The organism is Desulfomicrobium baculatum DSM 4028 (assembly GCF_000023225.1).
GTDB classification, from domain to species: Bacteria; Desulfobacterota; Desulfovibrionia; order Desulfovibrionales; family Desulfomicrobiaceae; genus Desulfomicrobium; species Desulfomicrobium baculatum.
On sequence record NC_013173.1, the window covers coordinates 2548445 to 2573678 of the forward strand.

Sequence of the window (25234 nt, forward strand, 5' to 3'; positions counted from 1 at the left end):
TTAATTCCCCCTCGGATTCCAGGTCACGAACCTCTCGCCTTGGGCAAGCCGGAAAAGACCCAGCATCGCGGCCCAATGCAGGATGAAAAACATCCACGCCGCATGCGAAATGCCCCCCCGCCCCCGAAATCCCGCCCAGGCCGACACGGCCAGAGCCGCCAGTCCGAAAAGGACGAGGGCCTGCAAAACCCCGCTGCCCGCACCCGCGATGGCGCTCGCGCCCAGCACGGCCAGCAGCGGCAGGGTCAGCCAGCGCAAAATCTTGTGCGAGACAAGCTGCCACAGAAATCCGAAGCGCCCAGCCTGCAAAAGATCGCCACTGAAACGCAGACAAAGCAGCCAGGACTGCGCCATGATGCGCGTCTGCCGCCGCAGCTCCGCCCCGCCGCTTTCCTCCCCCGCCTCGATCACCGTGGCCGAAGGCTCGCTTATGGCGCGCTTGCCGCGCAGGACGACCTGGATGGGATGCAGAAAGTCGTTGATGTATTCAGGGCGCAGGGGTTCGAAAAGTTCCTTGCGCAAGGCGTAGATCGCGCCGTCGGCGCCGACGATGGAAAAAAGCCCGCTCTCGCCTTCCTTGATCCATTCCTCGTACCGGCGGTACAGGCCACCCGGAGTCTCGCGCCCATCCTTGTCCGCATACACGCTGCGCCCGCCGACCAAACCGACATCTTCGAGAGCAAAGGGCGCGATCAGTTTACGCATGCTGTCAGGACGGAACATGGAGTTGGCGTCGGTGAAAACCAGAATATCCCAGGCGGCCTCCCTCGCAGCTCTGTTGATGGCCCGGGTCTTGCCCCCGCGCGATGGCTGCCGCAGCAGACGGACCTGCGGGGAGGCGTACTGCGCGACCAGAGCCTCGGTGGCGTCATCGCTTCCGTCCGAGACCACCAGAAGCTCAATGCGGTCCTGCGGATAGTCGAGTTCCAGAAAATTGCGAATCTTGGCCGCGATGACGCGCTCTTCGTTATAGACTGAGAGCAGCACGCTGATGCTCGGAAGCTCGCCACCGGACGGCACGGACCTGCGCCTGCGGCCAAGGATGGCGACAAGCAGCGGATACCCGGCAAAGGCATACGCAAGAGTCAGCAGGGAGATCCAGAACAGCGCGTTCATGCCGCGACCTCCTTGACGCGTGCGCATCTCTTTGCAGGCAGATCCTGGAAGGCCCGCACAATGGCCCTGATGTCGTCACCGCGCACATGGCCATGGGTGGGCAGGGTCAGGAGATTTGCGGCCAGCATCGAGGCGCCGGGATATTCGCCGACCGAGACCAGAAACGGCGCCAGCCCCGGGATGCGGTGCAGGGCCAAGGGATAGGAACGGACTACGCCGAGCGCCTGCGCCTCTGGCGCGACTCCTCCCGGCCAGGCACCTGAAAGGGGCAGAAGCGGCAGGCGCAGATACACCGGCACGGTCCCGGCGGCTGGCTGCACGACGCGCACGCCAGGCACCCCCTGCAACCCTGCGTGCAGGGTGGCGGCAGTCCTGCGGCGGGCGGCATTCAAGTCGTCCAGCCGGTCCAGGACGCTGCGGGCTATGCCTGCCCGCAGTGCGTCCAAAGATTCCAGGCGAAAATCCGGATCGAAAACAGAGGCCCCGATCCCCAGAAACGGCAGGGATGCGGGCAGCCAGTACGCCCGGGGGTGAAGCATGGCCATGAGCGCCAGGGCTAGGCCCAGGCTTTGAACGGGCCGGAGCCTACTCCCCTCCGTAAAAAGCTCAGGCATAACCTTAAGCGCGTCCGCCAGGTCCTCGCGGTCGGTGAGGACGATCCCTCCGTCCACGGCGGTGATGTTCTTGCCCCGGCTCAGGCTGAAAAGCCCCGCATCACCCATGGTCCCGGCCAGTTCCGTCCCGGCCCGCGCGCCCATGGCCTGCGCGGCGTCGTCCAAAAGGGCTGCGCCGTGAACGCGGCACAGTTCACGCAGCGGCTCAAGATCCAGCGGATATCCGAAAAGATGACAGGCCACGACGCACAAGGTCTTGCGGTTCATGGCCTTTTCGAGGCTGGCCATGTCCGGGGCCAGGGTCCGGGGACTGACATCGTAAAGACCGACCTTGAGCCCGGCATTGACCACGGCCGACGGCACGGAAAAGGAGGTGAAGGCGGGCAGGAGCACCTGGTCCCGTTGCGGGCAAAGCGTGCGCATGGCCCGCAGCAAAGCGGAAAGCCCGGCCCGGCCGGAAGTCGCGAAAAAGACGTGCCGCGCCCCGAACCGCCGTTTGATTTCGCGCCGCAGGGACTGCGCCCCTTGGCCGGTCACCCACGCCCTGATTCCGGCCGCGATATCGGCGGGACGCAGCGGCGAGGCGCTCGGCGGCAGCATGCGCAAATACGGACCGCTCATGGAATATCCCGTACGATCAGGGGACCGAGGGCGCGGGTCATGGCCAGGGGCAGACGTTGCCACAGCCTGATGGCCATGGAAAATTTGGGGTTGCTGTTGCTCAGGTTCGGCAGCTTCGCGCCCGAAGGCAAAAGGTAGTGCCACTGCAATATTTCGGGCCGTGCCCCCCATTGCTCCTTGAACCTGAACGTCCCGGAGCCAAGGGAGGAGCGACCGAGATCGAACCGGCGCAGCCCCAGACGCAGAGCATGACGGATGGACTCCCAGTACATGAGGTTGTTGGGGCAAAGAGAATTGTAGTCCCGGATGGACGAGGCCCAGGGAATTTCCAGAGTCTCGCCGTGCCAGTAAAGCAGCCCGGCGGCGATGGGCTGGCCCTGCCTCCTGATCAGCACGATCCGGGTAGCGCCGGGCAGACCGGCCAGGATGTTGGCAAAAAATGAACGCGCATACACCGGGGTACCCAGGTCCCGCATATTGCGCACGAACACGGCGTAGAATTCATCCAGCAATTCTTCCTCGCCCCAGACCGTCTCCAGACCGGCCTTTTGCGCCTTGCGGACCTGGTTGCGGACCTTGGCGTTGAAACCCGTCCACATTTCCTCTTCGCTTTGAGCCAGAGCCAGCACCATGGCCACCTTGTGCCGTCTGGCGGGCAGGTCCGGATTCACGGCCAAAGTGTGCCTCAGCTCCACGTGGTGCGCTCCCAGCCGGGAACGCAAGTCCTCGGCGGCGTCCAGCAGGGCCTCGCTTGAGGCCTGATCCCGGCAGAGCAGCCCGCCGTAGGTGACAAAGGGCAGGGAGACCAAAAAATTGCCAAAGATGCTGCGCATGTGCACCAGCGGCAGGACCCCGGTCATGACGTCATTTGTCCTGGCGGCCAGAAAATGGGTTTCATGCCCGAAGCTGCGCTCCAGAATAGCGCGCCAGGCATGACTGTAATACCCCGCCGCGCAAGGCATGGATGCGACGAATCGATCCCAGTCCGCTGCCGCGCCCTGAAAGGTTTCCGTGCACACGCTCATGGCTGCGACCGCTCCAGGCCGGTCCTGCTTGCGCTCTCATCGCCGTTTTCCCCGTCCAGCCCCAGCACCTGGGCCATGGTGTCAAAACGCAGCTCGCCCAGGAGGCTGCGGACCTTTTCTTCCGTCGTGTCCAGATTGAGATAATGCCGAAAGCGGGACCTGAGCCGAGCCTTGATCCGCGGCTGGTCGGGGTCCAATTCCCAGGGATGGAAATAGAGGACCACGGGCTGCTTCTCCGTAGTGTTGACGCTGCGCATCCCCCACAGCACAACGCCTGCGGGGAGAAGGCGCAGATAACCGCCTCCGGCGATGGGCAGGACAATTCTGCGGCCCGCGAAGTTCACCGCCAGGGTGGTCAGGGGAAATTCACGGATGGTGCCCCCGGGGCGAACGATGTCGTACGGGAATCGATGGGAGCCCGGAATGCCGTAATTATCGTGGACAATGGGAAAGATGCTCGAATCATAGACAAAGCCTTCCTCGATGAGGATGTCCAGAGCCCACATGGAGTTATTGGTGATGGAATAGCTCGGGGCGCGGTAACCCAGGACAGGGACGCCGGTCAGGTCTTCGAGCAGGGCCTTGCACCTGCGCACATCGCTGCGGAAAACATGGGGCTGCAGGTTGTAGACGAGGTCATGGCCGTAGCCGTGGCAGGCCACTTCGTGACCGCCGTTGGCAATGGCCTGCACGACGCCCGGATAATGCTCCGCCACCCAGCCCAGGACGAAGAATGTGCCTGACAGGGAAAATTCATCCAGCAAGTCCAGCACCCGCCGGGTGTTGTTTTCGACCCGGGACGGATAGACCATCCAATCCTGCCGCTTCACAACGCCGTCAAAGGCCGTGACTTGAAAATAATCTTCCACATCTATGGTCAAGGCGTTTTTCATGCATCCCCGTTCGTCGTTACAGGCCTTCGTGCCGCAGCCGCTGCCGTCATCATCGTCCTGTCCCGCTCCCATACTGCCTAGAAAGTCATTGTGAGCTGCACGCCGACCCGGTTCACCTGATATTCCTCCTCCTCGTCATCCGATGAGGAATCCTTGAACCGGTACCAGCAGCCGAGTCCCACGCGTTCGCTCAAGGCGTATTTCAAGCCGACATTTGCGTACCAGCGCCGCGTGTCGTCATCCGAGCGGTCCTGAAAATCGTGGATAAGCCCCATGGAGGCGGTCAGGCGCTCACTCAGCTCATGGGACAGGCTCATCCCGAGCAGCGTTCTGCGCACCTCCTCCCCATCCTCGCCTTCATCGCTCCTGTCTTCGTACTCCTCCAACGTGGAGTACACGCTGGCCGTGGTCCGGGACCAGGTCTTGGTCAGCCGCAGGGTGCCGAACCTGCGCTCATAAGTCTCGCCCGTGTCCGGATCGTCCTCGAAGGAGACTCCCGTGTTCAGGTGCAGGAGCACGGCCCCGAAATCATGATCCAGCCCCGCGTCCCAGAACAGGCTTGAAGAGCTGGTGTCGCGGTCCCGGTAGCGGGTATGCTGGGGGCCGGCCTTCAGGTACACGACGCCGTTTTCGGCGTAGGCATAGCGGCCGCCGAGATAGAGGATGTTGCGGTCCAGAGTCTCGTCTTCCCAGAGCTCCTGGGTATAGGAGTAGCCGCTGAGCAAGGCGGTCTGTCCGGAGAGCTCGTATTCCCCGTCCACGAACCCCCGGTGGATGTTCTTGGAGTCCCGGTCATCCTCGTCGTACCAGATGTTGCTGTAGGCGTAGCCGACCTTGGCCTGGCCGCGCTCCCCGAAACGCGGGGTGATGTAGGGGGAAAAAGTGAAGATGTTCTGCTGCAGCTGATCGACGGTCGAGTCCTCTTCCACGGCTTCGCCACGGGTCCGGTCCTGGTTGACCAGTCGGTATGTGTCGCGCAGGTCCAGGAAGAAAAAGTCCTCCCAGGCATTCAGCAGGCCATGCAGCATGGCATCGTGGTTGAATTCCTGATCCCGGCTCCCGGACGCGTAATGATTCCACGTCCCCCTGTAGCTGGTCTCCAGCAGCGTGCGCGCGCCCTCGTGTCTGTAGCTCAAACCGGGACGGACGGAGGTCACGAAATCTTCTTCGCCGTGGCGCTCTTCCTTTACATTGTCATTGTACTCTTCACTCACGCTCAAAGATGCCTTCCACTCTGGGTCTGCCCAGGCAGGGGATACGGCGATCATCAGCAAAAAGGCGGCGATCAGATAATTTTTCATGGTGCGGTCTCACGTTGAAGTTCGGAATTAAAAGGGCCCGTTACGTCCCCCAGGCCGGTTTCAATCAGTTCCCCCACAGGTAATTCCAGATGCTTCTCATGGTCCCGTTGCGTTTCTTCACGTCGACCTCGGCCGGCAGGGGATCAAGCTGCTGCACGATTTCACTGCGCAGTTGCTGCTGCATCGATCGCAGCTCCCGGACTTTGGTCTCCAGGGACTTTTCCAGCCTGTCCACCCGTTCCTGCATGTCGAGCATGGCCGCATGGTCCCAGACGGGCATGAATTCCAGTTCCTCAATGCGTTTGTTCATGGACCCGATGACGCTTAGGATCCGGGACTGCGCGGCCGTATTCCGGGCCACCTCAGGGACTTCCCGCTTCTCTTCGGGCGGTGCAGTCGCCGCAATGGGCTCCTTTTTTTCAGACGGCTCCGGATTCCAGTACTGAGCCTCGAAGGACAGGTCCGCTGCCAGTTCGTGAATCACGCTTCCCCCTATGTTCCGGGTCTGGGAGGAAAAAGCGTCGATCATGATGTAATCGCAGAGGATGTTGACAAGCCGGGGAATGCCGCGGCTGTACGTAGCGACGGCCTCCACGGCATCATCGTCAAAGACCAGGGCTGTCTTGTTGCCGGCCTTCTCCAGACGGAAAAGAATGTACTCACGGACCTCCGGCGCGCTCAGCGGCTGCAGATGGCAGTTGATCTGAATGCGCTGCCGCAACTGCAAGAGACCGGGCCGGGCCAGAAGGTCGCGCAGCTCCGGCTGGCCGACGAGAATGATCTGCAGAAGCTTGTCCCGATCCGTCTCCAGGTTCGAGAGCATGCGCACCTCTTCCAGGATTTCGGCGGACAGGTTCTGGGCCTCGTCGATGATCAGCACGGCCTGACGGCGCTGGGCATATTGTTCGATGAGGAAATCGTTCAGTTCCCGCAGCAGCGTGGCCTTGTCCCGCCCGTCCGTATCCAGCCCGAAATCACCGTTGATCTGCATGAGGAGCTGCAAGGAATCGACACGGGTGTTGAACACCTTGGCCAGGACGCTGTCCCGCAGCTGCGACCGGATCATGTTGCGGATCAGGGTAGTCTTCCCGGACCCCACTTCGCCGGTCAGCAGAATGAACCCCGCCCGCTCCTTGATCCCATGCGTCAGATAGGTCAGCGCACGCTTGTGAGCCCGACTCGGATACAGGAAATCGGGGTTGGGAAGAAGATCGAAGGGTTTCTCACGCAACCCGAAGAATGCTGTGTACACGGGACAATCTACTCCGCGTAATAGTAGGACGATCTGCTTTGCAGGTGCGCCCCGTTGTAGACAATGCCCAGAACCTTCTGATCCAGGGCGTCGATGGCCTCCTCGATCTGCTCCAGGCTTGGCATCCCCTCCTTCACGACCAGAATCACGCCATCGACGATGCTCGCGATGGACCGCGTCTCGGCAAAGGGCAACACCGGCGGGGTGTCGACTATGATGTAGCGGTCTCCGTAACGTATCTTCATTTCCCGAAACAGGCTGCGCATGGCGTCGGAAGAGAACAGCTCCACCGGATTGGGGGTGGGCGTGCCCGCAGGCAGGACCGAGAGCTTTCCGATCCCCGTCTTGACCAGCAGTTCTCCCACGTCCAGACCCTCGCGCATGCAATCCGAAAGCCCCTTGCACGAGCCAAGGCCCAGGTACTTGTGCACGGCGGGCCGCCGCAGGTCGGCATCGACGAGCAGAACCGTATGATCGTACTCACCCGCAAGGCTTGCGGCCAGGTTGACCGCGGTCATGCTCTTGCCCTCGCCCGCGGTGGAACTGGTCACGGCGATGAGGTTGTCGAAACGCTCACGCTTGGTCATCTTGACCAGCGCCTCCTTCAACTTGCGGTACTCCTCCGCCATGGGCGACAAAGGCGCGTTGATGACCACCATGGTCTCCTCGGCCAAGCGGACCCCGCCGACGCTGGTCGACTCGCCCATGGGCGCCCGGGCAATGCCGGACACTCCGGCCCTGTTTCCTTTGCTGTGCAATCCGGATTGCATTCCAGCCGCTTTGGCCAGTGCTTCCTCGATTCTGCTCATTGGTTTTAAGTATCCTTTTAAATTCAGGTTTCGGAGCTACAGCCAAGGGCCGAGCGCCCTTTCAAACAGCACATCGAGGGGTGAGTTGCCCAGGGCCTCCATGACGCCGATGGTCACCAGCATGAGGAAATAAAGCGCCGCTCCGGACATAAAAATACGGTCCCCCCTCACGCGCTGCCTCTCCTCCTTTGGCTTGGAAATCGCAGGCAGAACGGCCAGCACCCGCTGGTTGAGAGACCGCAGGTCGGCCAGGCTCTCCACCGACCCGCGCATGAGGTACGGCACCATGATGACGGCCATGCCTATCCCGATTCCGGCCAGGGCCGACAAAAGCATGATCGGCACGCGCTTGGGACTGACAGTGGTGTCGGGCATGACAGCCGGATCCACGACCCGAAAGTTCATGGACTTGTTTTCCATCTCCATTTGTTTGGAAACTTCCGACTGGCCGTAGCGGGTCACGAGCTGACTGTAGATCAGGGTCTCGTTATCCTTCTTGCGCAAGAGTTCGTTCAGCCCCGTGCGGAGCGTGGGAATCCGGCGCAGAAGCTCCGTCTTTTCCTCGATGGTCGCAAGCTGGGCCTTCTCCTGAAGCGTGGCGGCCTCTATCTCGGCCTGAACCAGTGTCTTGGCGGCTGCTCCCGAGTTCCCGGTCATGCCGCCCGACGGACTGCTTTTCACGGCCCTGATCTGCCCCTGCAGCCGCACGACCTTTGGATGCTGATCCGTATAGGCCGTCAAAAGCGTCGCCAATTGGCGCTCCATATCGGCCAGATGCGCGGACCGGCCCCCTCCGGAGGGCATGAGCTGCAACTTGGTCTCAAGCTCAAGCTTGCGCGCCCGAATGGCCTCCAGCTTTCTCTCGGCATCGGCGATCTCGAAACGGATTGTGGTCTCGTCCGTCGCCAGCTGGAGGCCATGCTCGGCCCTGTACTGATTGATCTCATCCTCCACCGCGTCGAGGCGCTTCTTGAAGCTCTCTATCTGCTCGGATAAAAAGCGGGTCGCTTCCAGGGATTCGTCCCGCTTGGAGGCCGTATTCGACTCGATGTAGACTTGAGTGATGGTGTTGACGAAATCACGGGCATAACGCGGGTCGCTGTCCTGAAAGGAGATGAAGAAGATCCCCCGTTTTTCGTCCAGCCTGATGGAAATCCGCTCCCGCAAATCCTTGATGTATGCTTCCCGATCCATATCCGAAGCAAACTCGACATCCTTATCCAGAATGCGCATCACCTTGAAGAGCGTTTCCCGACTGAGCATGGCCACGGTCAAAACCTTGATCTTGGCCTCCATGGACGGAGTGGTGGCAATGCCCTTGACCAATTCGCTGATGACGCTCTGTTCGATGAAAACCGTGGACTGCGCCTCGTATTTCCTGGGCAGGACATAACTGGTTATAACGCCCAGGGTCATGACCAGCAGAGCCACGACGACCACAACGCGCTTGCGTTGCAGCAAGATCCGCGCATACCTTTCAAATTGCTGATACAGTTCATGATTCATGTGTGGCTCCGCTCCTGCGGCTTAAAAAAAACTTTCCGCGGCAATGATGTAATCCCCGCGACGCAAGACTACGTTCTGAGACAAATCGCGGCCCTCGGCCAGATCCTGGGCCCGGACCGGAATCCGCTTCTCGGCCCCGTCCTCTCGCCGGACCACGACCGTATCGTTCTTCTTGGCGAATTTGTTGAATCCTCCGCACGCCAGCAGGGCATCGAGCACCGTCATCCCGTCCTTGTAAGGCAGGGCCTGGGGCGTGTTCACGGCACCGACGACATAGACATACGGTTCAGGCAGAGCCGGAAAGACAATGATGTCGTTGTGGCGCAGAACAAGGTCCTGCTTTAAGTCCCCGTTGCGCAGCAGAAGATCGAAGTCCCGATCCATCCGGGCCCCGTCGCGCATGACATGGGCACCGTGCAGGTCGGCCCGGGCCAAATCCATGCCCGCCAGAAGATGCAGAAGCGAGGTCTTCTGCTTCAGGGGGTAAACGCCCGTGACGACGCCACCGCCGATGATGTAGACCTTGCTGTTCTCGATGCCGACCATGGACACCGTGACCATCGGCTCCTTGACCAGGGCCGAGAGACGGCCTGCGATCTCCTTCTGCAGGGCCTCGGGGGTCAAACCCTCGGCCATGATCTCTCCGGCTCCGGGCAGGGAGATGCGGCCGTCGGGACGTACAAGGGCGGGAACCGTCAAATCAGGCTCGCCCCACACGAAGACATGCACGCTGTCTCCCGCGCCGATGATGTACTCGCCGGCCAGCCCTGTCCCACCAAGAAGCATCGCGCCGAAAATCAGCACCGCAACCTTGGCCATAAAACATTTCTTCCACATGATGGATCCAATTCCGATACAAGACGACATCTCTACCTCCCTTTTCCAAGCAATACGACTTTAAATGTTTTAATAACAATGTACAAATCAAGTATTATTGAGATGTTCTTTATGTAATACATATCATAACGAAGCTTCTCAATTGCATCCTCAACGGTTGAACCATACGGATAGAGCACTTGCGCCCACCCCGTCAGTCCCGGCTTCACATAGTGCCGCTCCGAATAGTATGGGATCATTTCCTTCAGCTCACTCACGAACTCAGGGCGTTCCGGCCTGGGACCGACCAGGCTCATGTCGCCTTTGAGGATGTTGATCAGCTGTGGAATCTCGTCCAGGCGGGAACGGCGCAGGAAGTTGCCGAACTTGGTTATGCGCGGATCATCCACCTGGGACCAAACGGCTCCGGTCCCTGCTTCGGCGTCTTCGCGCATGGTGCGGAACTTCATGAGCACAAAGGGCCTGTCGCCCCTGCCGACCCTGACCTGCCGAAACAGCATGGGGCCGGGAGAATCCATTTTGATGGCCAGCGCGATGAACGGCACGAACGGCATAAAACAGATCAGGCCGATACTGGCGGCGCTCAGGTCAAAGACGCGCTTGCACAGGCGCAGCATCCAGTTCACCTTGAACCCATGACTGAATATGAACCAGCTGGGCGAGATGTTCTCGATGAGCAGCTTATGCGTCGCGCTTTCATAGAAGGAGGGGGCGTCCACGACCTCGATCCCGGCCATCTTGCAGTTCAAAAGCTCCTCCACCGGGAAAAAGCCCCGCCGTTCGGCCAGGGCGACCACGACCTTGTCGGCCCCGAAATTCTGGGCCAGGCGCAACAATCTGCCGATCCTGTCAGGAGCCGCTTCATGCCCGGCCTCTTCGTCTGCCGGGGGAAAAACCGTCGACGTGCAGCTGACTCTGCCCAGCATGACATAACTCTCCCGATTGGCGTGCATGAACTCCTCCATCTGCACGGCCAGAGGACCGTCTCCAACGATAAGTACGCGCTTGAGCACTCCCGGGATGACCCTGCGATACTTGGCGAAGAGGTATTCGGCGGACTTGAGCCCGGCAAAGACGCCGAGCCCCAGCACGACAAGACGGATCTCGCTTCCGAGCATACCCGATGACCTGTCCACGACATAAAGCATCGCCATGGTCAGCGAGGTCGCCACGGCTTGATAATACAAGGCCCTCGGCGCCCTCGGTTTACGGCCGGTGAACCAGAAGACCGACCAGACCCCGACCGAGGGCAGGAGGGTAATGGCCAGAACACTGCTGGCACCGCGCACGAACTCAAAGTCCCCGGAAAGCGATGCGACGGACGGCGCCAGGATGGCCAGGGACGCACTCAGGGCCAGCAACGCCCAGACGATGTCGTGGGCAAGATTGCGAAGTATAATTGGAGACATGCTTCCTCCCTACTTCCCGCTCAAGGCGCGCAGAAGCTTTTCGGCGTCCTCGCGTTCAGCGAAATCGGCCGAAGCCAAGGCCGTTTCAAGCGTTGCCCTGGCTTCGGCCGTGCGGCCCAGCTCGGCCTGGGCCAGGCCCTGATGATAAAGGATTCCGGGATTGCCTGGAGCAAGGGTCAAGGCCCGCGCGAGTACGCCCAGGGCCTCCTCTGGACGATTGTTACGAATCAGGGCGTAGCCGAGCGTGTCGATGACGGCGGGGTCGCTGTTCGCAAGCACAAAGGCTGCCATGGCCAGATTCACGGCCTGGGCGCTTTTCGCCTCGTCATCGGCCCAGATCATGGCCAGATTATTCAAGGCCGGGACATGGTCGTGCCGGGCCTGGACGGCCTGGAGATACATCCTGGCCGCGTCGTCGTTCCTGCCAAGCAGTTGCAAGGCCATGCCCTTCCCGGTCAGGGCCGGGGCGTTGGTGGGTGAATGCGCCAAAACCTGATCAAAGGTGGCGAGCGCCTTCTTGGTCTCCCGGCCACGCAGCTGAAACTCGCCCAGCACGACGCCGACCTGATCGTCCGAGGGCTCCAGCTCCCACCCTTTGAGCAGTACTTTTTCGGCTTCTGCCCGGTTCTGGCGCATCTCAAGAATACTGGCCAACGGCAGGCAGGACTGCCCCTTGTCCGGCTTCAACTGCATCAGACGCCGGGCGCTTTCCTCGGCCTTGTCCAGATCTCCGGCGGCCATCCACGCTCTCATCCGCTCCACCGTCCCGGCATAGGGGTCGATTTGCTCAAGCCGGCTGTATAAGGCCATGGCCTTGTCCATTTCCTTGCGCGCGACATGCAGCTTGGCCATGCCCTGGACAATGACCATATTCTCGGGTTGCTTCGTTCGTTCCTGGTCCAGAACCGCCAGGGCCTCGTCGCTTTTCCCGTTTCGCTGCAGGAAACTCGAAAGCATCAGGATCGCCCCGGTGTCCTTGGTGGAACGAGCCTTTTCCAGCCGGACCCGGGCCTCGTCGAGCTTCCCCTGCTTCTCAAGGACCGCCGCCGAGGCAATGAGGGCCCGCACGTCGTTCGGGGCGAAGCCCAGGGCCAGATCATACTGCGTCACGGCCTCGTCGAGCTTGTTCTGGAAGAGTTTGGCGATGGCGCCGTGATAATAGGTCTGTAGGAAAGCCGGGTCCGCGCCACGTGCCTTGGCCAGATATTCCTCGGCCTCCTTGGCGTTCTTGCGTCCCAATGACGCCTTGGCCAAGGCGTTATAGAGCACCGCGTCATTTTTGCTTCCATTCAGGCCTTCGCTTAGCACGGCCACGGCCTCGTCCATGCGGCCATTTCTGAAATAATACGAGTGCAGGGCCATGCGCGCATCGACGCCCTCGGGCGAAATTTTGATCGCGCTGACCATGTCGTCCTCTCCGCTCAGGTCCCCCAAGGAGAGCTTGAGCAGGCCCGTCTTGAGCAACAAGCCATAATGAGATGGCGCCAATCCAATGCCCTGTTTGAATTCAGCCAGCGCCTCATGGGCCTTCCCCTGCATCAGCAGGGCATCGCCTTTGAGGACATGGCCGCGAAAATCCTCCGGACTGCCTTCGATCAGTTTTTCAGCCGCGACCATCGCTTCCGGTCCCCGGCCCTGGCGCAGAAATATCTCACCCTGCATGATCCTGGCCTGCACGAAGCCGGGACTGTAATCGAGCACGGTCTGGAATTGGGTCACCGCCAGTTCCAGATTGTCGAGGTTGTAGTAGACAAGACCAAGCAGGTAGTATGTTTCCAGATCCGGCTTGATGCGCAGGGATTTGCTGAGGTACGTCGCGGCCTCGTCGAATTTACCCTCACGGAAGAGATACAGCCCCATGAGCCGATGCCCTTCGGCGCTGTCGGGATACTCACTCAGCATGGCCTCGGCCGAAACCCTGACCTTCTCCCCTTCGCCTTTGTTCATGAGGAGACTGCCTTGCTTGTAGCGGGCAAACAAATCGGAGGGGTAGATGGAAGAGATGCGGGAATACGCATCCAGCATGGCTTCGGGATCCTTTTCCTGGGCCTCAAGCTGCGCCAGCGCGTGCAGACCCGATCTGTTCTCGGGATCTTGAGCCAACAGTTTGTCGAGCATTTTGCGAGCCTCGGCCCTGTCCCCCTGAATCATAAAAATCTGGACAAGACCCAGCTTGGCCGAAATCCGGTCAGGCTCGACGGCCAGCGCCTTTTCCAGATGTCCCTTGGCACTGGCGGGATCTCCGGAAATCGTGGCCGAAATGGCGAGCTGCTCCAGGGCGGCGGCATCATCCGGATGTTCCTGCAAATAGGCCATGATCAAGGGCACGGCCACGGCAGGCTTGTTCTGGAAATTGGCGATCCGGCCCAGCTGAAAATTGACTCGGCCGTCATAGGGGTTCTGCAGCAGAACTTTCTGAAATTCCCGCTCGGCCTGGTCCATCTTGCCGGTTTCGATATAAGCCAAACCGAGGTTGTATCGCGCCGCGACAAAATTGGGGTCCTTCTCCAAGGCGTTCTTGTAATGGACGATCGCCCCGTTATAGTTGCCTTGCTTGAAAAGCGCCTCCCCTTCGGCGTTGAGGGATTCGCTGGTATGTCCCTTGCAACCAGCAAGCGCGACGCAGAGCATGAGCGCAACCGCGAATACAGTACATCTGATCATTCTTCCTCCGTCGAACAAGCCTTTTGAAGAGCGGATCGCTCCGTATGCTGAATAATGCGCCGTGGTCCGTCCTGGGCAGTCAATCCCGGGCGAGCCGACCGCGCCCGGACGTCAGGCCCCAAGGCAACTCATCCGATGTGCAGGACAGCGCGGCCGCTCATCTTTCAAAGCGCCGCGAACATCACGCTCCGCCCGCCTCGCCGACGCCGTTGATGTCCTTAGGGATACGCACCCAGGCCGCCTCGTCAGAGGCAGGGCCGACAGACGCTCATCACGCCCGTCGACCCCCCTAGAGCAAGTTCAATGCCCGGAGGAGAAAAACCCGCTCAAATTTAAATTATTGCATTAATTCAAAATGTTAAGGAATAAAAAGAGACCTCGGCAGGGGTGCGGAAGCACGCAAAAGCGTTGCGCGCAGCAGAAGTGTTGCATCAACATGTAACAGACATCAAATCTCCATTTTTATCTTCATTAGCTGTGCAACAGCGCAAATCAAAAACCGGCTTCAAGTGTTAAAAATATCTCGATTTACTGTCGAAAAAACTTACATTTAATCAAAATTATCCGAAATAATTCGCAGCGGATCTCCTGACCATTACTGTTGCATCACTTTTTTTTATCTCTTCCAACATATCATTGACACTTCGGGCAATTTCCATGAAAAAACATGGGAGATGGAGGTGGCGGCCTCAAACAATCAAAAATCCGTGAGCGTCGATCATGCATACCCGCACCCTGTTCCCGAAATATTTCCTTTTCTGCTCGATCCTGTTCTGGGGCTTTGCCAACCCGGCGCTTCCGGCCCACGCCCAGCCTTCGGGCCGGGAACTGGCCCAACTGGTCCATGACCGCTACGTGGGCGACGATTCCGTCTCCCGGCAAACCATGGAGCTCGTTCCGGCCTCGGGACAAAAGCGCGTCCGCCAGCTGAACATTTCCGTTCTGGAAAAAAACGACGCTCGATCTACCCTGCTCCGGTTCATATCCCCTGCGGATATCCAGGGCACAGGCTTTCTGGCCGTCGAGGACGGACAGGGGGAGACGGCCCAATTCCTCTACCTGCCCGCCCTGAACAGAACGCGACGCATCGTGGCAGGTCAGAAGAGCCGGAGCTTCGTGAACACCGATTTCACTTACGAAGAGATGGAGCGCAGGCCTGTCGACGACTCCGAGCACATCATTGTCGGCGACGAATCACTGAACAGCGTACGGTGCTGGATCATGGAAAGCAGGCCCAAAGACGGATCAAATTCCCAGTACACCATGGTCCGAAGCTGGGTGGCGCAGGATATGCTCCTGCCTTTGCGGGTAGAATTCTTTGCCGGCGGCGAAACCCCGATCAAACGCTACGCCGTGCTCCAGCTGGAAAGCATCCAGAACATCTGGACCGAGACCAAGGTGGCCATGGAAGACCTCTCGTCCGGTCATAAAACAACCATGGAAACAACGGATATCCAATACAATACAGGGTTATCAGACAGCATATTCACGCAGCAGGCTCTCGAGCGCTGGTAAAATAATCGAACATGCATATGTACAATTTTCTCCGCCCCATGAACATGCTGAATGAGTCTCCAGGACTGAAAAAAATTTACCCACAAACTGAAGTGCAGTTCTGGGAGATCCGAGACATATGAAAACTCGACAAAAAAGGCTGCCCTCATCGTGCAGATGGACGCACCGCCAACCTGGACCTGCCTTGCCGCCTCTCTTGCACGTCATCCTGTTGTTCATCGCGTTCATCTTCCCGATCCCAGCCTTTGCAAACACGCCCGTCCTGGTCTCCGCTTTCGAGCTGAGCCAGGCAGATGCGCCGCAAACCCTGACCATCCTTTTGTCCAGAGCACCGCGAAGCGTACGCTCTTTTGTATTGGACGACTCCAATCGGCTGGTGCTCGACATCACCGAGGCACGGCTTTCAGGCACGGCCACCACTCTGCCCGCGCAGCACCCGTTGATCTTCCGTGTCCGCGCGGCCCAATTCAACCCGACAACCGTGCGTGTGGTCCTGGACTTGAAAGACGAGGTGACGCACCGCATCGACGCGATCCCCACAAGCACGGAAAACGTCGCCCACAAGATCGTGGTCAGCCTGGCCCCGATGAACCCGGCAGCGCCACCCCAAAAGTCCGCTCTTCCCACCCCGCCACCGCAAGGCGTCAAGCCCGGCATCCAAAAGGTGCATCCGGCGTATACCGTGGCCCTGGCAGACACAGACGGCAGCCCCGAGAATAAAACCCTTGTCTTTGGAGAATCCAAAGCCCCAAGCGAGGACCAGGAAGAGCCTTCGCCTTGGGGGCGGCTCAACTTTTCAGGGTTCCTCCTGGCAAAAATAGCGCAGGAACTGCATGAATCGGGTGATCCCGAGCAGGCGCGAAACTTCCGCAACACGGTCAGGCTCGAAGGAAAATGGACTCCGCCGCTGCCCGGCAACGACCCTACGGCCGTCCCCGGCGCATCGAGCACCTTTCTTTTGGCCTCGCTGCAGTCCGACTACCTCTGGTTCGGTCCCGAACATTCAACGGACGACTATGACCTAGACCTTTACGAAGGCTACATCTCCCACGCCACTCCGGACTGGGACCTGCGCCTGGGCAGACAGATCGTGCGCTGGGGCAAGACGGACCAGATCAGTCCGGCGGACAACGTCAATCCTCAGGACATGCGGGAATTCTTCGTCCCGGAACTGGAAGACCGCAAGATTCCCAACTGGATGGCCAGAATCCGACTGTTCCCCGGCGACATCACGCTGGAAGGCCTCTTCATCCCCTTTTTCGAGGAAAACGAATTCGACTTCTCCGGGACCACCTGGGCCCTGCTCGGCAATCAGCCGAGCGACCTGAGAATCAGGGAGTCAAAGCCCAGCAAGGGACTGGACGACGCCGATCTGGGCTTGCGCACCTCCGCGTCCCTGGCGGGATGGGACGTGGCGGCGAGCTACCTGTACGCGACGGAAAAGTCGCCCCGCCTGCGCTTCGACCCGGCCAATCCCGCAGGACCAACCCTGCATGCCGACTACCACAGGCAACACATCTGGGCCGTGGAATTCGAAACCACCGCGGACAAATTCGGATTTCGGGGCGAAGGGGCCTATTTCGACAAACAGAGCCTGCACACAGAGTCCCTCGACTCCGTGGCCAAACCCGTGGCCCATTATGTCTTGGGGGTGGATTATCTGGGCGAGCAGGACTGGTACGCGAACGTGCAGCTCTCGCACCAGCACGTCTTCGAATACGAGTCCCGGATCCTGTTTCTCCGGCGCGACAATTTTTATTTGAACGGCGAAATCAACCGCGAGTTCTGGCGGGGAAACGCCATGCTGAAACTGCGCTATGCCCTGGATCTTTACGATGGAGGCTCGTTTCTGACGCCGGAAGCCACCCTTAGCTACTACAAGAACCTCGAACTCACGCTGGGCGCAAACGTCTTTTTCGGCCCACAGGATTCCCTGTTTGGCCGCTACCGGGACAACGACCAGGTCTTTTGCAAAGCCAAATACTATTTTTAGAAATAAAAACGCACTCCACCCGCGCCGCGATCTTCGGGGACACGCAGACCATCTTAGCCCCGGCAGCTTGCGACGGAGATATTCGCCGACAAGAGCGGCGCTATCCTGTGTTCCAATGAACCAGGGATAGCGCCGTTCTTGCGAGCAACACGCAAAAACACATTTGTCTGGAGATATAATGACACTGACAAGACATAGATGGCTCAATTTCTCAAACTCAATCACGCGCGAAAATGAATGTTTTCAGCGTGCAGAAGAGATTGATTATCTGTTCAAAGTTGCCGATTCCGCATGCGAGCTACTGGAATCCTACCACCTCTTGTATCACGAATATGTAAATGCAGGGTACGCACAAGAGAATAAAAGCGAAATATTATTCACAAAACACCATCTGCATCCCAAAACAACGGTGCTTTTGGCCAAGTCCGAAAGCACCGTGATATCCACAGCGACACTTGTTCCCGACTCCAATCAGTTCGGTCTGCCCATGGACGACTTGTACGGCAAGGAACTGGGGTCGCTACGCAGGCAGCGGCGCAAGGTGGTGGAAGTATGCTCCCTGGCGTCCAGCACGCATAGATTTTCGAGAATCGGCATTCACAATTTCACCAGGTTGCTCTTCTTGTATTGCGTATTCCTGGATGTCGACGACGTCTGCGTGATGGTCAATCCGAAACATGTCCCCGTCTACAAGAGGCTCTGCGACCTGGAACTTTTCGGAGACGAGAAGCACTATCACAGGGTCAACGCCCCGGCCGTGGCGCTTCGCGCGGACGTGGCCGCGGTGCGGGAGCGACTCGGCAGCAATGGCCTCATGACCTCGTACCGCAACACGCTCGACTCTCAGTACATGTCGCTGCGGATCGCCCTCTGCGAGCGGATCACAGGCATCTTCAAAGGCGAACACTTTCCACGGTTCCGCCCCAACCCCCTGGACACGGGTCTGATCAACCGCATCCTGTCCGACGTCATCGACGACCTGCAGGATCTGTCCCTGGAATGCAAAATCCTGCTCCGGAATTCGTATCCCGGCCTGCAGATCTGATTCTCCCAAACCAGGTTCAGGCATGGCATATGCAACGAACATTTGCGTCTCTTCAAGCGTTGCCGCCAGGAGGAAACGATAACGAACAGGGCCGTGACGCGAGCCGCGTCGGCTTTTCCTTTTTTTCCGTGCTCGCGAATATGGAGAACCCATGACCGATCTCTCCGAAAATACGCGCCAGGATCGCCGAAGATCCGTCAGACTTCGCCGTTCCGCCATGCTGAGGGCCAAGCTGGATGAAATAGACCGACCGAACATCAAAATTGCGGAAGCCCGCGATGAGTGGGCTCAGTCCTTCGCCCTCGTCTACAGGGAGTACCTTGCCTCGGGATACATCGCGGAGCCGCACCCTTCGGGGATGCATTTAAGCGCCTACAATCTCCTGCCGGCGACGTGCGTCTTCATTTTCAGGACCTATGTCACGGTCATATCCACCCTGACCCAGATATTCGACAGCGAACTCTTCGGCTTGCCCATGGACGCTCTGTATCGGCCAGAGCTTGATGCGTTGCGTTCCCAGGGCAGAAAGATCACCGAGCTTTCGGCCTTGGCAACGCCCAGGGAGACACGCTGGTGCAATCTCATGGTCTTCCTGTCAAAAACGATGTTTGAATATTCGATGATGAACAACATTGACGACATATGCATCATGGTCAACCCGAAGCATGTCAATTTTTACAAGACAATGTTCCTGTTCGAAGACTTCGGAGAAGAGCGTTTTTACCCGGGAGTTGGCGCTCCGGCAGTCGCCTTGCGCATCAACATGGAGCATATCGAAGACAAGGCGTCGGAAAAATACAAGGATTATGACGTGGATGACAATATCCATGAATTCTTCTACAAAATGAAAAGCACCTTGGTGGAATTGAACAACGGGTGGACGTTCTATGACAAAAGGCCCCCCATGAGCGAAGAGGACGCGCGGTTCTTTTTCAACACCCGGCAGGAACTCTGCGAAAAGCTGTCCCCGCGCCAAATGGAGCATCTGACGCGGCTCTATCCCTTCCTCAAAAGCATCCCCGCATCCACCATGCGCACGGATCATCCATGAAGCACCTCGCCAGCCTGGTCACCCGCTTCCCCATACTCTGCCTCGTGCTGTCCCTGTGCCTGGCCGCCCCGTTCCTGATCCAGCTTCCCCGCATCCAGACCGTGGACAATGTGGATTATTTCACCGTCGAGGACGATCCGGACGTCGCCTTTTACCAAAGCATCAAGGACACCTTCGGAGAAGACGAATTCTTCGTGATCGCCTTTTCAAATCCTGAACTTTTCACGCCCCCCATCTTGCGCATGATCGCGGCCATCACGCAGGAACTCGAAACCATCCCCGAAGTCCGGGAAGTACAAAGCCTGGCCAATGTGGACTACATCCACGGCGAAGAGGAATATTTCGAAGTCCGCCCCTTCCTGGAGCGCATTCCGGAAGATGCTCCGGGACTGGCCGTCCTGCGGAAGCAGGCGCTGGGCAACCCGCTGTATGTCGGCAACCTCGTCTCCGCCGACGGGGAGACCACTGCCCTGGTGGTCTTTCCCACAGCGCACGAGGCAGGGGACGGAAGCTTTCGCAAGAGGCTCATCGAACAGACCGAAACGGTGCTCGCCAAACATGAAGCGCTCGCCGGCCGGTTTCACCTGGCCGGCTGGACCATGACCAACTTCAGCCTCAGCCAGTACATGAAGTCGGATGTGGCCGTGTTCATTCCGGTGACCTACCTGTTCATCACCCTGACCATCTGGCTCTTTTTCCGCAACGTGCGTCTGACCCTGCTGGCCCTGGCCAACATCTCCATGTGCACGGGGGCGACCATGGGTCTCTTCCCCCTGCTCGGCATCACGCTGAACAACGTGACCACCGTTGTACCGCCCCTGGTCATGGCCCTGGCTCTGGCCGATTCCGTACACATTTTCGCCCATCTGGATAAAAAACTGCTGGATGATGCCCCATCACCCGCCAAGGCCATGGAGAGCATCCTGCATCGGGTCATAACCCCCTGCTTTCTGACCAGCCTGACTACGGCCGTGGGCTTCATCTCCCTTGTCGTGAGCGACATTCCGCCGATCAAGGAATTTGGATACGTGGCTTCGGCGGGCATGATCTTCGAATTTCTGTTCTCCTTCCTGCTGCTGCCGCCGCTCATGCTCATGTGCAGGCCCGACGCCATATACACACACCAGCGCAAGGACATCGGCATGGGCGCCTTTCTGGGCCGCCTCTCCACGTTGGTGCAGACCCACGCCCGCCCCATAACCATCTTCATCGCGTTCCTGACCCTGGGCGCTTTGTGGGCGGCCTCGACGATCCGGGTCGAGACCAACCTGCTGGAGTACTTCAAGCCTTCAAGTCCCCTGCGCCAGGAGCTTTCCTACATCGAACCCCGCCTGAGCGGGGTCGGCACGGTGGACATTTCCGTCAAAGCCGGGGAGCGGGATGCCTTGCGCGACCCGGACAAGCTGGCCGTGATCGACAGGCTGCAAACCTTCGCCCTGACCCTGCCGGGCGTCGACCGAACCATGTCCTTCGTGGACTTTTTGAAAGACATGAACATGTCCTTTCACAACGAGGATCCGGATTTCTACGTCATCCCCGTAAGCCGGGAACTGGTGTCCCAGTATCTGCTGCTCTACGACTCCGACGACATGGATGAATTCATCACCCCGGAATACGATCAGGCCCGCATCCTGATCCGCATCTCCGAGCACAGCTCCGCAGGCCAGGCCGAACTCATTGACTCCCTGCGCGCCTTCATCGACCAGCACGAACACGATGGCCTGCAAATCCGGGTCACCGGCCGGGCCGTACAGGACGTGAACACCATCGACGCCCTGGTCCAGGGACAGGTGGAAAGTCTGGCCCTGGCCGCCGCCGTGATCACGTTCATCATGTTCCTGGCCCTGCGCTCGCTTGTCACAGGGGCCTTAAGCCTGATCCCTAATGCATTTCCGATCATTCTCAACTTCGGGATCATGGGCCTGCTCGGCATCCCCCTGAACACCTCCACGGCCCTGATCTCCGTGGTAGCCTTGGGCATCGCCGTGGACGACACCATCCATTTCTTGACCGAGTACAATCGAAAACGCGCCGAGAACCTGCCCATGCGGGAGGCTCTTCAACAATCCATCCTGGAAAAGGGTACGGCCATTACCGCCTCGTCGCTGATCCTGGTCATCGGCTTCGGCGTGCTTCTTTTCAGCAGCTTCGTGCCTACCATGAGCTTCGGGGGCTTAAGCGCCGTGATCATGATCACGGCCTTGATAGGCGACCTGATCGTTCTGCCGGCGGCCATGCTTTCCTTTGACGGCAAGAGCGCGTGACAAGGCAGGAGCAAGCCGCCCAGCAAACACGCCGGAGACGCCCCGCATCCCGGGGGCATCTCCTTAAGGAAAAAGAGGATCAAGCATGAAACGAGATGAACACCTGGCAACGCTACAGACCCTGGGCATTTCCAGCGCGGCGGCATACCGCGAAGCCGCCTTTTCCCGCAACATCGGGCTGTTTTCGCCGGGCGAGCAGGAGCGGCTGGCCGAGGCCAGGGTCGCGATTCCGGGTATGGGCGGAGTGGGCGGAGTACATTTGATCAATCTTGTACGCACCGGAATCGGCCGCTTCCATCTGGCCGACTTCGACCAGTTTGAGCCGGTCAACGTGAACCGCCAGTTCGGGGCCAAGGTTCCTTCCTTCGGTCGCCCCAAGCTTGCGGTCATGATCGAAGAGGCGCACAGCATCAACCCGTTCCTGGATATCACCCCCTATCCCGCAGGGCTGACTGCGGACAACATGGAAGCCTTTCTGACGGATGTGGACGTGGTCCTGGACGGACTGGATTTCTTCCAGTTCGAAATCAGGCGGACGCTCTTCAACATGGCCCGGTCCATGGGCGTGCCCGTGATCACGGCCGGGCCGCTGGGATACAGCTCGGCCCTGCTGGTCTTCACCCCGCAAGGCATGGGCTTTGACGACTATTTCGATGTGGGCGGAAAACTGCCGGAAGAGCAGAAATACCTGCGCTTCGCCATGGGGCTGGCCCCCAGACCGACACATATCGGATACATGGACCTGTCACGCGTGGACCTCAAGGGCGGCAAAGGCCCGTCCCTGAACATCGCCTGCCAACTGTGCTCGTCTCTTGCCGCCACCGAGGCCGTGCGCATCATTCTTGGCAAGCCTGGGCTCAGGCCCGCGCCCTGCTTCCTGCAGTTCGACCCCTTCCGCCAGGTGCTCCGCAAAGGACGCCTGAGCCGGGGCAATCGCACCTTCAGCCAGCGCGCCAAACTCTGGTACGTGCAAAACGTGCTGATCAAGGCTACCGACCAGGCTCGGGTGCGCATACCGGACCCACCTGTTGTAAGCGTCGCACATTTCGATTCCCTGCCCCAGGGTGTCGGCACCTATCTGCTGCAGGCCGCAGTTCAAGCTCCTTCCGGGGATAATGTCCAACCCTGGCAGTTCCGTCTGGCAGGCAACGACATCCACGTTTTTCTGGATCCGGAAGCCGACGTGTCCTTTTTCAATGTCCGCCAGACCGCCTCCATCATCGCCTGCGGGGCAGCAATGGAAAACATCCGCCTGGCCGCCACAACCATGGGCATGGATGCGACCACGCAAATCCGGCCGGATGCCGCGCAAGAAAATCTGCTGGCCACCGTGCGCATTCAGCCAGGCGATCACACAGCAGACCCGCTGGCCCGGCACATCTGGACGCGCTGCACCAACCGCCGCCCGTACAGCAAGCGGCCTCTGCCGGAGTGGGTGCACAACGACCTCAAAACCCGCATCCGCAGCATGCCCGAAGCGCACCTCCACCTTTTGACCGGCCGCGCTCAACTCCGCAAGCTTGCCAAGGTCATCTACCTGGCCGACAGGATCCGCACCGAGCATCAGGGCTTGCACGAGCATTTCACATCCATGATCCGCTTCAACATGAAGGAGGCCGAGCAGCGACGCGATGGGCTGCCTCTCAAAAACCTGGAAGCCGGATTGGCGGGGGAGGCATTCCTGCGCCTGACCAAGCCGTGGCCCGCAATGCGTGTCGCCAACGGCATCGGCCTCGGCCGTTTGGTGGCCTTGCACTCGGCCCAGGGCATCCTGGAGAGCGGAGCTGCCGGGATGGTTGTGGTCGATGGGTTCGAAACACGGGATTTTATGCTCGGAGGCCAGGCCTTGCAGCGCATCTGGCTGGCAATGGAGCACCATGGCCTGCAAATGCAGCCCATGACCGCCGTGACCCTCTTCTGGCTGCGCTGGCTGTGGGAAGGGCCGTCAAGTTTTTCCGAAAAACACCGCAAATTACTGGAACGGGTCTGGCAGGATTTGAAAGGGTTGTTCGCTTCCGTTGATTTTGAAAAGCAAGGTCTGGTCATGCTCTTTCGCGCAGGCTACGGCCCCGGAATCCGTCACCGCACCTTGCGGCGGGGTGCTGGCGACTTTCTGATGAAATAACCCGCCGTTGCTCCCGGGAAAGAGGACCACATAAACGAAAAATGGCCGGGAAGCATGCGCTTCCCGGCCTTCATTTGACGAGATCAATCTGATCAGTTCTTCTTGTTGCGACGTACCGCTATGCCAAGGCCGAGCAGGCCGGCACCGAGAAGAAGCATGGTGGCAGGTTCGGGAACAGGCGAGGCCATGATGCTCAGGTTGAACTGAGCCGAGTTGTCGCCGTCTTCACTTGCAAGCCAGCCAAAATACTCTGTGTCAATTCCCAACTTGCCGACAATGAAATCATGATAAGCGCCAGTGATGAGCCCGAAACCATCGCTATTGAAAGCAAAGTCATACTTATAGCCGTCATAGTTGAACGTGCCCTCGGTCAGACCTGGGTCGATGAGGATAAAGATATCCATTGGCGTCACATCATCATTCGGAGTTTCAAAGAACAAAAACTCCAGAAAGGCGGTGTCGATAGGCTGTTGCGGTCCAGCAGGAACAAAAGGCGTAAACTGAATGGTAGCCGCAACCTTTCCATATGCAAGGGTTGGATACAGGGAAGAAAGAACGTGGTTATAATGTGTAATTGAAGTAACAGGTACCGCAGGTCCTAACTCCAGCCAGCCAGTCATCAGGTCATCACCGCTGACAGGAGCGAAAAGCTCAAGCGAGCTTTGAAGCCCGGTTTCACTGAAGTCGGACGGAACGCCCCAATACAGGGTATTCAAATCCGCGCTTACGCTCATTTCGTCCTGGTTGCCTTCATCGTTAAGCCAATCAACGAAATTCGCGTCATTGGTATACGACCACTGAGTCACCAAGGCAGCGGAGGCGAATGTCGCCGAGAAAAGAAACGCCACAGCCAAAAGACATGTTACAACGAAATTCTTCCTCATGGTAATCCTCCAATGTTAAAATAATTATCTTGTGGTGACAGGGTATAAGCATGGTCCATGCCAATATTTAAATTCATGATACCAGACAGTTAAGCACAGACATAATAACAGGAACTCAAAAAATGTAAGGTCTGCCGACTTTCTTCCAGTTAAAATTTACAGACAAGGAATGCCCCTCGTCTCGGAGTCGCCAACGCGGTGTGATCCTGCCCTGCGGTAAACGAGTCCCATATCGGGACAAATCAAAAATCATACATAATTTCTGCATGATAAATAAAAAGACTCGAAACATCCTTGGGATGTTCCGAGT

At 58.9% G+C, this 25234-nt stretch carries 18 protein-coding genes; 6 read left to right on the forward strand and 12 right to left on the reverse strand.

The genetic code is table 11. The features are described 5' to 3' along the window. From DBAC_RS11075 to prsT, 11 genes are all read right to left on the reverse strand, one after another. On the reverse strand, positions 1-1116 hold the full coding sequence (locus DBAC_RS11075; protein WP_015774385.1) for a glycosyltransferase family 2 protein: 1116 nt from the start codon (positions 1114-1116) through the stop codon (positions 1-3). Continuing rightward, positions 1113-2351: a DegT/DnrJ/EryC1/StrS family aminotransferase gene (locus DBAC_RS11080; RefSeq protein ID WP_015774386.1), complete on the reverse strand. Its 1239-nt coding sequence runs from the start codon at positions 2349-2351 to the stop codon at positions 1113-1115. Before DBAC_RS11080 ends, DBAC_RS11075 begins: the two co-directional genes overlap by 4 nt. Next, positions 2348-3376 carry a FemAB family XrtA/PEP-CTERM system-associated protein gene (locus tag DBAC_RS11085; protein WP_015774387.1) on the reverse strand — a complete coding sequence of 343 codons (1029 nt, stop codon included), beginning with the start codon at positions 3374-3376 and terminating at the stop codon, positions 2348-2350. Before DBAC_RS11085 ends, DBAC_RS11080 begins: the two co-directional genes overlap by 4 nt. Continuing rightward, complete coding sequence (locus tag DBAC_RS11090; protein WP_015774388.1) at positions 3373-4269, reverse strand: XrtA system polysaccharide deacetylase; 897 nt, start codon at positions 4267-4269, stop codon at positions 3373-3375. The genes DBAC_RS11085 and DBAC_RS11090 overlap by 4 nt, the downstream gene beginning before the upstream one ends. Before the next feature lie 77 nt (positions 4270-4346). Beyond that, positions 4347-5570, reverse strand: coding sequence for a TIGR03016 family PEP-CTERM system-associated outer membrane protein (locus tag DBAC_RS11095; RefSeq protein ID WP_015774389.1), 1224 nt, complete (start codon positions 5568-5570; stop codon positions 4347-4349). Between the two features lie 64 nt (positions 5571-5634). Then, a complete protein-coding gene (locus DBAC_RS11100; RefSeq protein ID WP_015774390.1) occupies positions 5635-6822 on the reverse strand; it encodes an XrtA/PEP-CTERM system-associated ATPase in 1188 nt (395 codons plus the stop codon). 8 nt (positions 6823-6830) lie between these two features. Then, positions 6831-7631 carry an XrtA-associated tyrosine autokinase gene (locus tag DBAC_RS11105; protein ID WP_015774391.1) on the reverse strand — a complete coding sequence of 267 codons (801 nt, stop codon included), beginning with the start codon at positions 7629-7631 and terminating at the stop codon, positions 6831-6833. Between the two features lie 36 nt (positions 7632-7667). After that, positions 7668-9137, reverse strand: a complete 1470-nt coding sequence (locus tag DBAC_RS11110; RefSeq protein ID WP_015774392.1) for an XrtA system polysaccharide chain length determinant — start codon at positions 9135-9137, stop codon at positions 7668-7670. 21 nt (positions 9138-9158) lie between these two features. Beyond that, positions 9159-10004, reverse strand: coding sequence for a polysaccharide biosynthesis/export family protein (locus tag DBAC_RS11115; RefSeq protein ID WP_015774393.1), 846 nt, complete (start codon positions 10002-10004; stop codon positions 9159-9161). A 2-nt stretch (positions 10005-10006) separates the two neighbouring features. Further along, positions 10007-11383 carry a TIGR03013 family XrtA/PEP-CTERM system glycosyltransferase gene (locus DBAC_RS11120; RefSeq protein ID WP_015774394.1) on the reverse strand — a complete coding sequence of 459 codons (1377 nt, stop codon included), beginning with the start codon at positions 11381-11383 and terminating at the stop codon, positions 10007-10009. A 9-nt stretch (positions 11384-11392) separates the two neighbouring features. Further along, positions 11393-14047, reverse strand: a complete 2655-nt coding sequence (gene prsT / locus DBAC_RS11125) for an XrtA/PEP-CTERM system TPR-repeat protein PrsT (protein WP_015774395.1) — start codon at positions 14045-14047, stop codon at positions 11393-11395. A 720-nt stretch (positions 14048-14767) separates the two neighbouring features. On the opposite strand from prsT, the gene DBAC_RS11130 reads away from it, so the two are divergent. The 6 genes from DBAC_RS11130 to DBAC_RS11155 all read left to right on the forward strand — a co-directional run bounded on the left by DBAC_RS11130 (position 14768) and on the right by DBAC_RS11155 (position 24040). Further along, the gene (locus tag DBAC_RS11130) at positions 14768-15562 is read left to right on the forward strand and encodes an outer membrane lipoprotein-sorting protein (protein ID WP_015774396.1); all 795 of its coding nucleotides are present in this window, start codon (positions 14768-14770) and stop codon (positions 15560-15562) included. A gap of 184 nt (positions 15563-15746) precedes the next feature. Further along, entirely contained in the window at positions 15747-17555 is a 1809-nt protein-coding gene (locus DBAC_RS11135; RefSeq protein ID WP_015774397.1) for an AMIN domain-containing protein, read from the forward strand. A 178-nt stretch (positions 17556-17733) separates the two neighbouring features. Continuing rightward, positions 17734-18600, forward strand: a complete 867-nt coding sequence (locus DBAC_RS17950; RefSeq protein WP_015774398.1) for an N-acyl amino acid synthase FeeM domain-containing protein — start codon at positions 17734-17736, stop codon at positions 18598-18600. A gap of 151 nt (positions 18601-18751) precedes the next feature. Further along, entirely contained in the window at positions 18752-19651 is a 900-nt protein-coding gene (locus tag DBAC_RS11145; protein ID WP_015774399.1) for an N-acyl amino acid synthase FeeM domain-containing protein, read from the forward strand. Continuing rightward, positions 19648-21915, forward strand: coding sequence for an efflux RND transporter permease subunit (locus tag DBAC_RS11150; protein ID WP_015774400.1), 2268 nt, complete (start codon positions 19648-19650; stop codon positions 21913-21915). The genes DBAC_RS11145 and DBAC_RS11150 overlap by 4 nt, the downstream gene beginning before the upstream one ends. Positions 21916-22000: 85 nt before the next feature. After that, positions 22001-24040, forward strand: a complete 2040-nt coding sequence (locus DBAC_RS11155) for a ThiF family adenylyltransferase (RefSeq protein WP_015774401.1) — start codon at positions 22001-22003, stop codon at positions 24038-24040. Positions 24041-24132: 92 nt separating this feature from the next. Here DBAC_RS11155 and DBAC_RS11160 read toward each other — a convergent pair whose 3' ends face one another. After that, the gene (locus tag DBAC_RS11160; RefSeq protein ID WP_015774402.1) at positions 24133-24924 is read right to left on the reverse strand and encodes a THxN family PEP-CTERM protein; all 792 of its coding nucleotides are present in this window, start codon (positions 24922-24924) and stop codon (positions 24133-24135) included. Positions 24925-25234: the final 310 nt, after the last annotated feature.

Excerpts from the sequence above, each read along its gene's own strand:
- DBAC_RS11090 (WP_015774388.1), bottom strand. The coding sequence starts at position 4,269 with ATGAAAAACGCCTTGACCATAGATGTGGAAGATTATTTTCAAGTCACG.
- DBAC_RS11145 (WP_015774399.1), top strand. The coding sequence starts at position 18,752 with ATGACCGATCTCTCCGAAAATACGCGCCAGGATCGCCGAAGATCCGTC.
- DBAC_RS11095 (WP_015774389.1), bottom strand. The coding sequence starts at position 5,570 with ATGAAAAATTATCTGATCGCCGCCTTTTTGCTGATGATCGCCGTATCC.
- DBAC_RS11075 (WP_015774385.1), bottom strand. The coding sequence starts at position 1,116 with ATGAACGCGCTGTTCTGGATCTCCCTGCTGACTCTTGCGTATGCCTTT.
- DBAC_RS11120 (WP_015774394.1), bottom strand. The coding sequence starts at position 11,383 with ATGTCTCCAATTATACTTCGCAATCTTGCCCACGACATCGTCTGGGCG.
- prsT (WP_015774395.1), bottom strand. The coding sequence starts at position 14,047 with ATGATCAGATGTACTGTATTCGCGGTTGCGCTCATGCTCTGCGTCGCG.
- DBAC_RS11155 (WP_015774401.1), top strand. The coding sequence starts at position 22,001 with ATGAAACGAGATGAACACCTGGCAACGCTACAGACCCTGGGCATTTCC.
- DBAC_RS11110 (WP_015774392.1), bottom strand. The coding sequence starts at position 9,137 with ATGAATCATGAACTGTATCAGCAATTTGAAAGGTATGCGCGGATCTTG.
- DBAC_RS11085 (WP_015774387.1), bottom strand. The coding sequence starts at position 3,376 with ATGAGCGTGTGCACGGAAACCTTTCAGGGCGCGGCAGCGGACTGGGAT.
- DBAC_RS11150 (WP_015774400.1), top strand. The coding sequence starts at position 19,648 with ATGAAGCACCTCGCCAGCCTGGTCACCCGCTTCCCCATACTCTGCCTC.
- DBAC_RS11160 (WP_015774402.1), bottom strand. The coding sequence starts at position 24,924 with ATGAGGAAGAATTTCGTTGTAACATGTCTTTTGGCTGTGGCGTTTCTT.
- DBAC_RS11130 (WP_015774396.1), top strand. The coding sequence starts at position 14,768 with ATGCATACCCGCACCCTGTTCCCGAAATATTTCCTTTTCTGCTCGATC.
- DBAC_RS11080 (WP_015774386.1), bottom strand. The coding sequence starts at position 2,351 with ATGAGCGGTCCGTATTTGCGCATGCTGCCGCCGAGCGCCTCGCCGCTG.
- DBAC_RS11115 (WP_015774393.1), bottom strand. The coding sequence starts at position 10,004 with ATGTCGTCTTGTATCGGAATTGGATCCATCATGTGGAAGAAATGTTTT.
- DBAC_RS17950 (WP_015774398.1), top strand. The coding sequence starts at position 17,734 with ATGACACTGACAAGACATAGATGGCTCAATTTCTCAAACTCAATCACG.
- DBAC_RS11105 (WP_015774391.1), bottom strand. The coding sequence starts at position 7,631 with ATGAGCAGAATCGAGGAAGCACTGGCCAAAGCGGCTGGAATGCAATCC.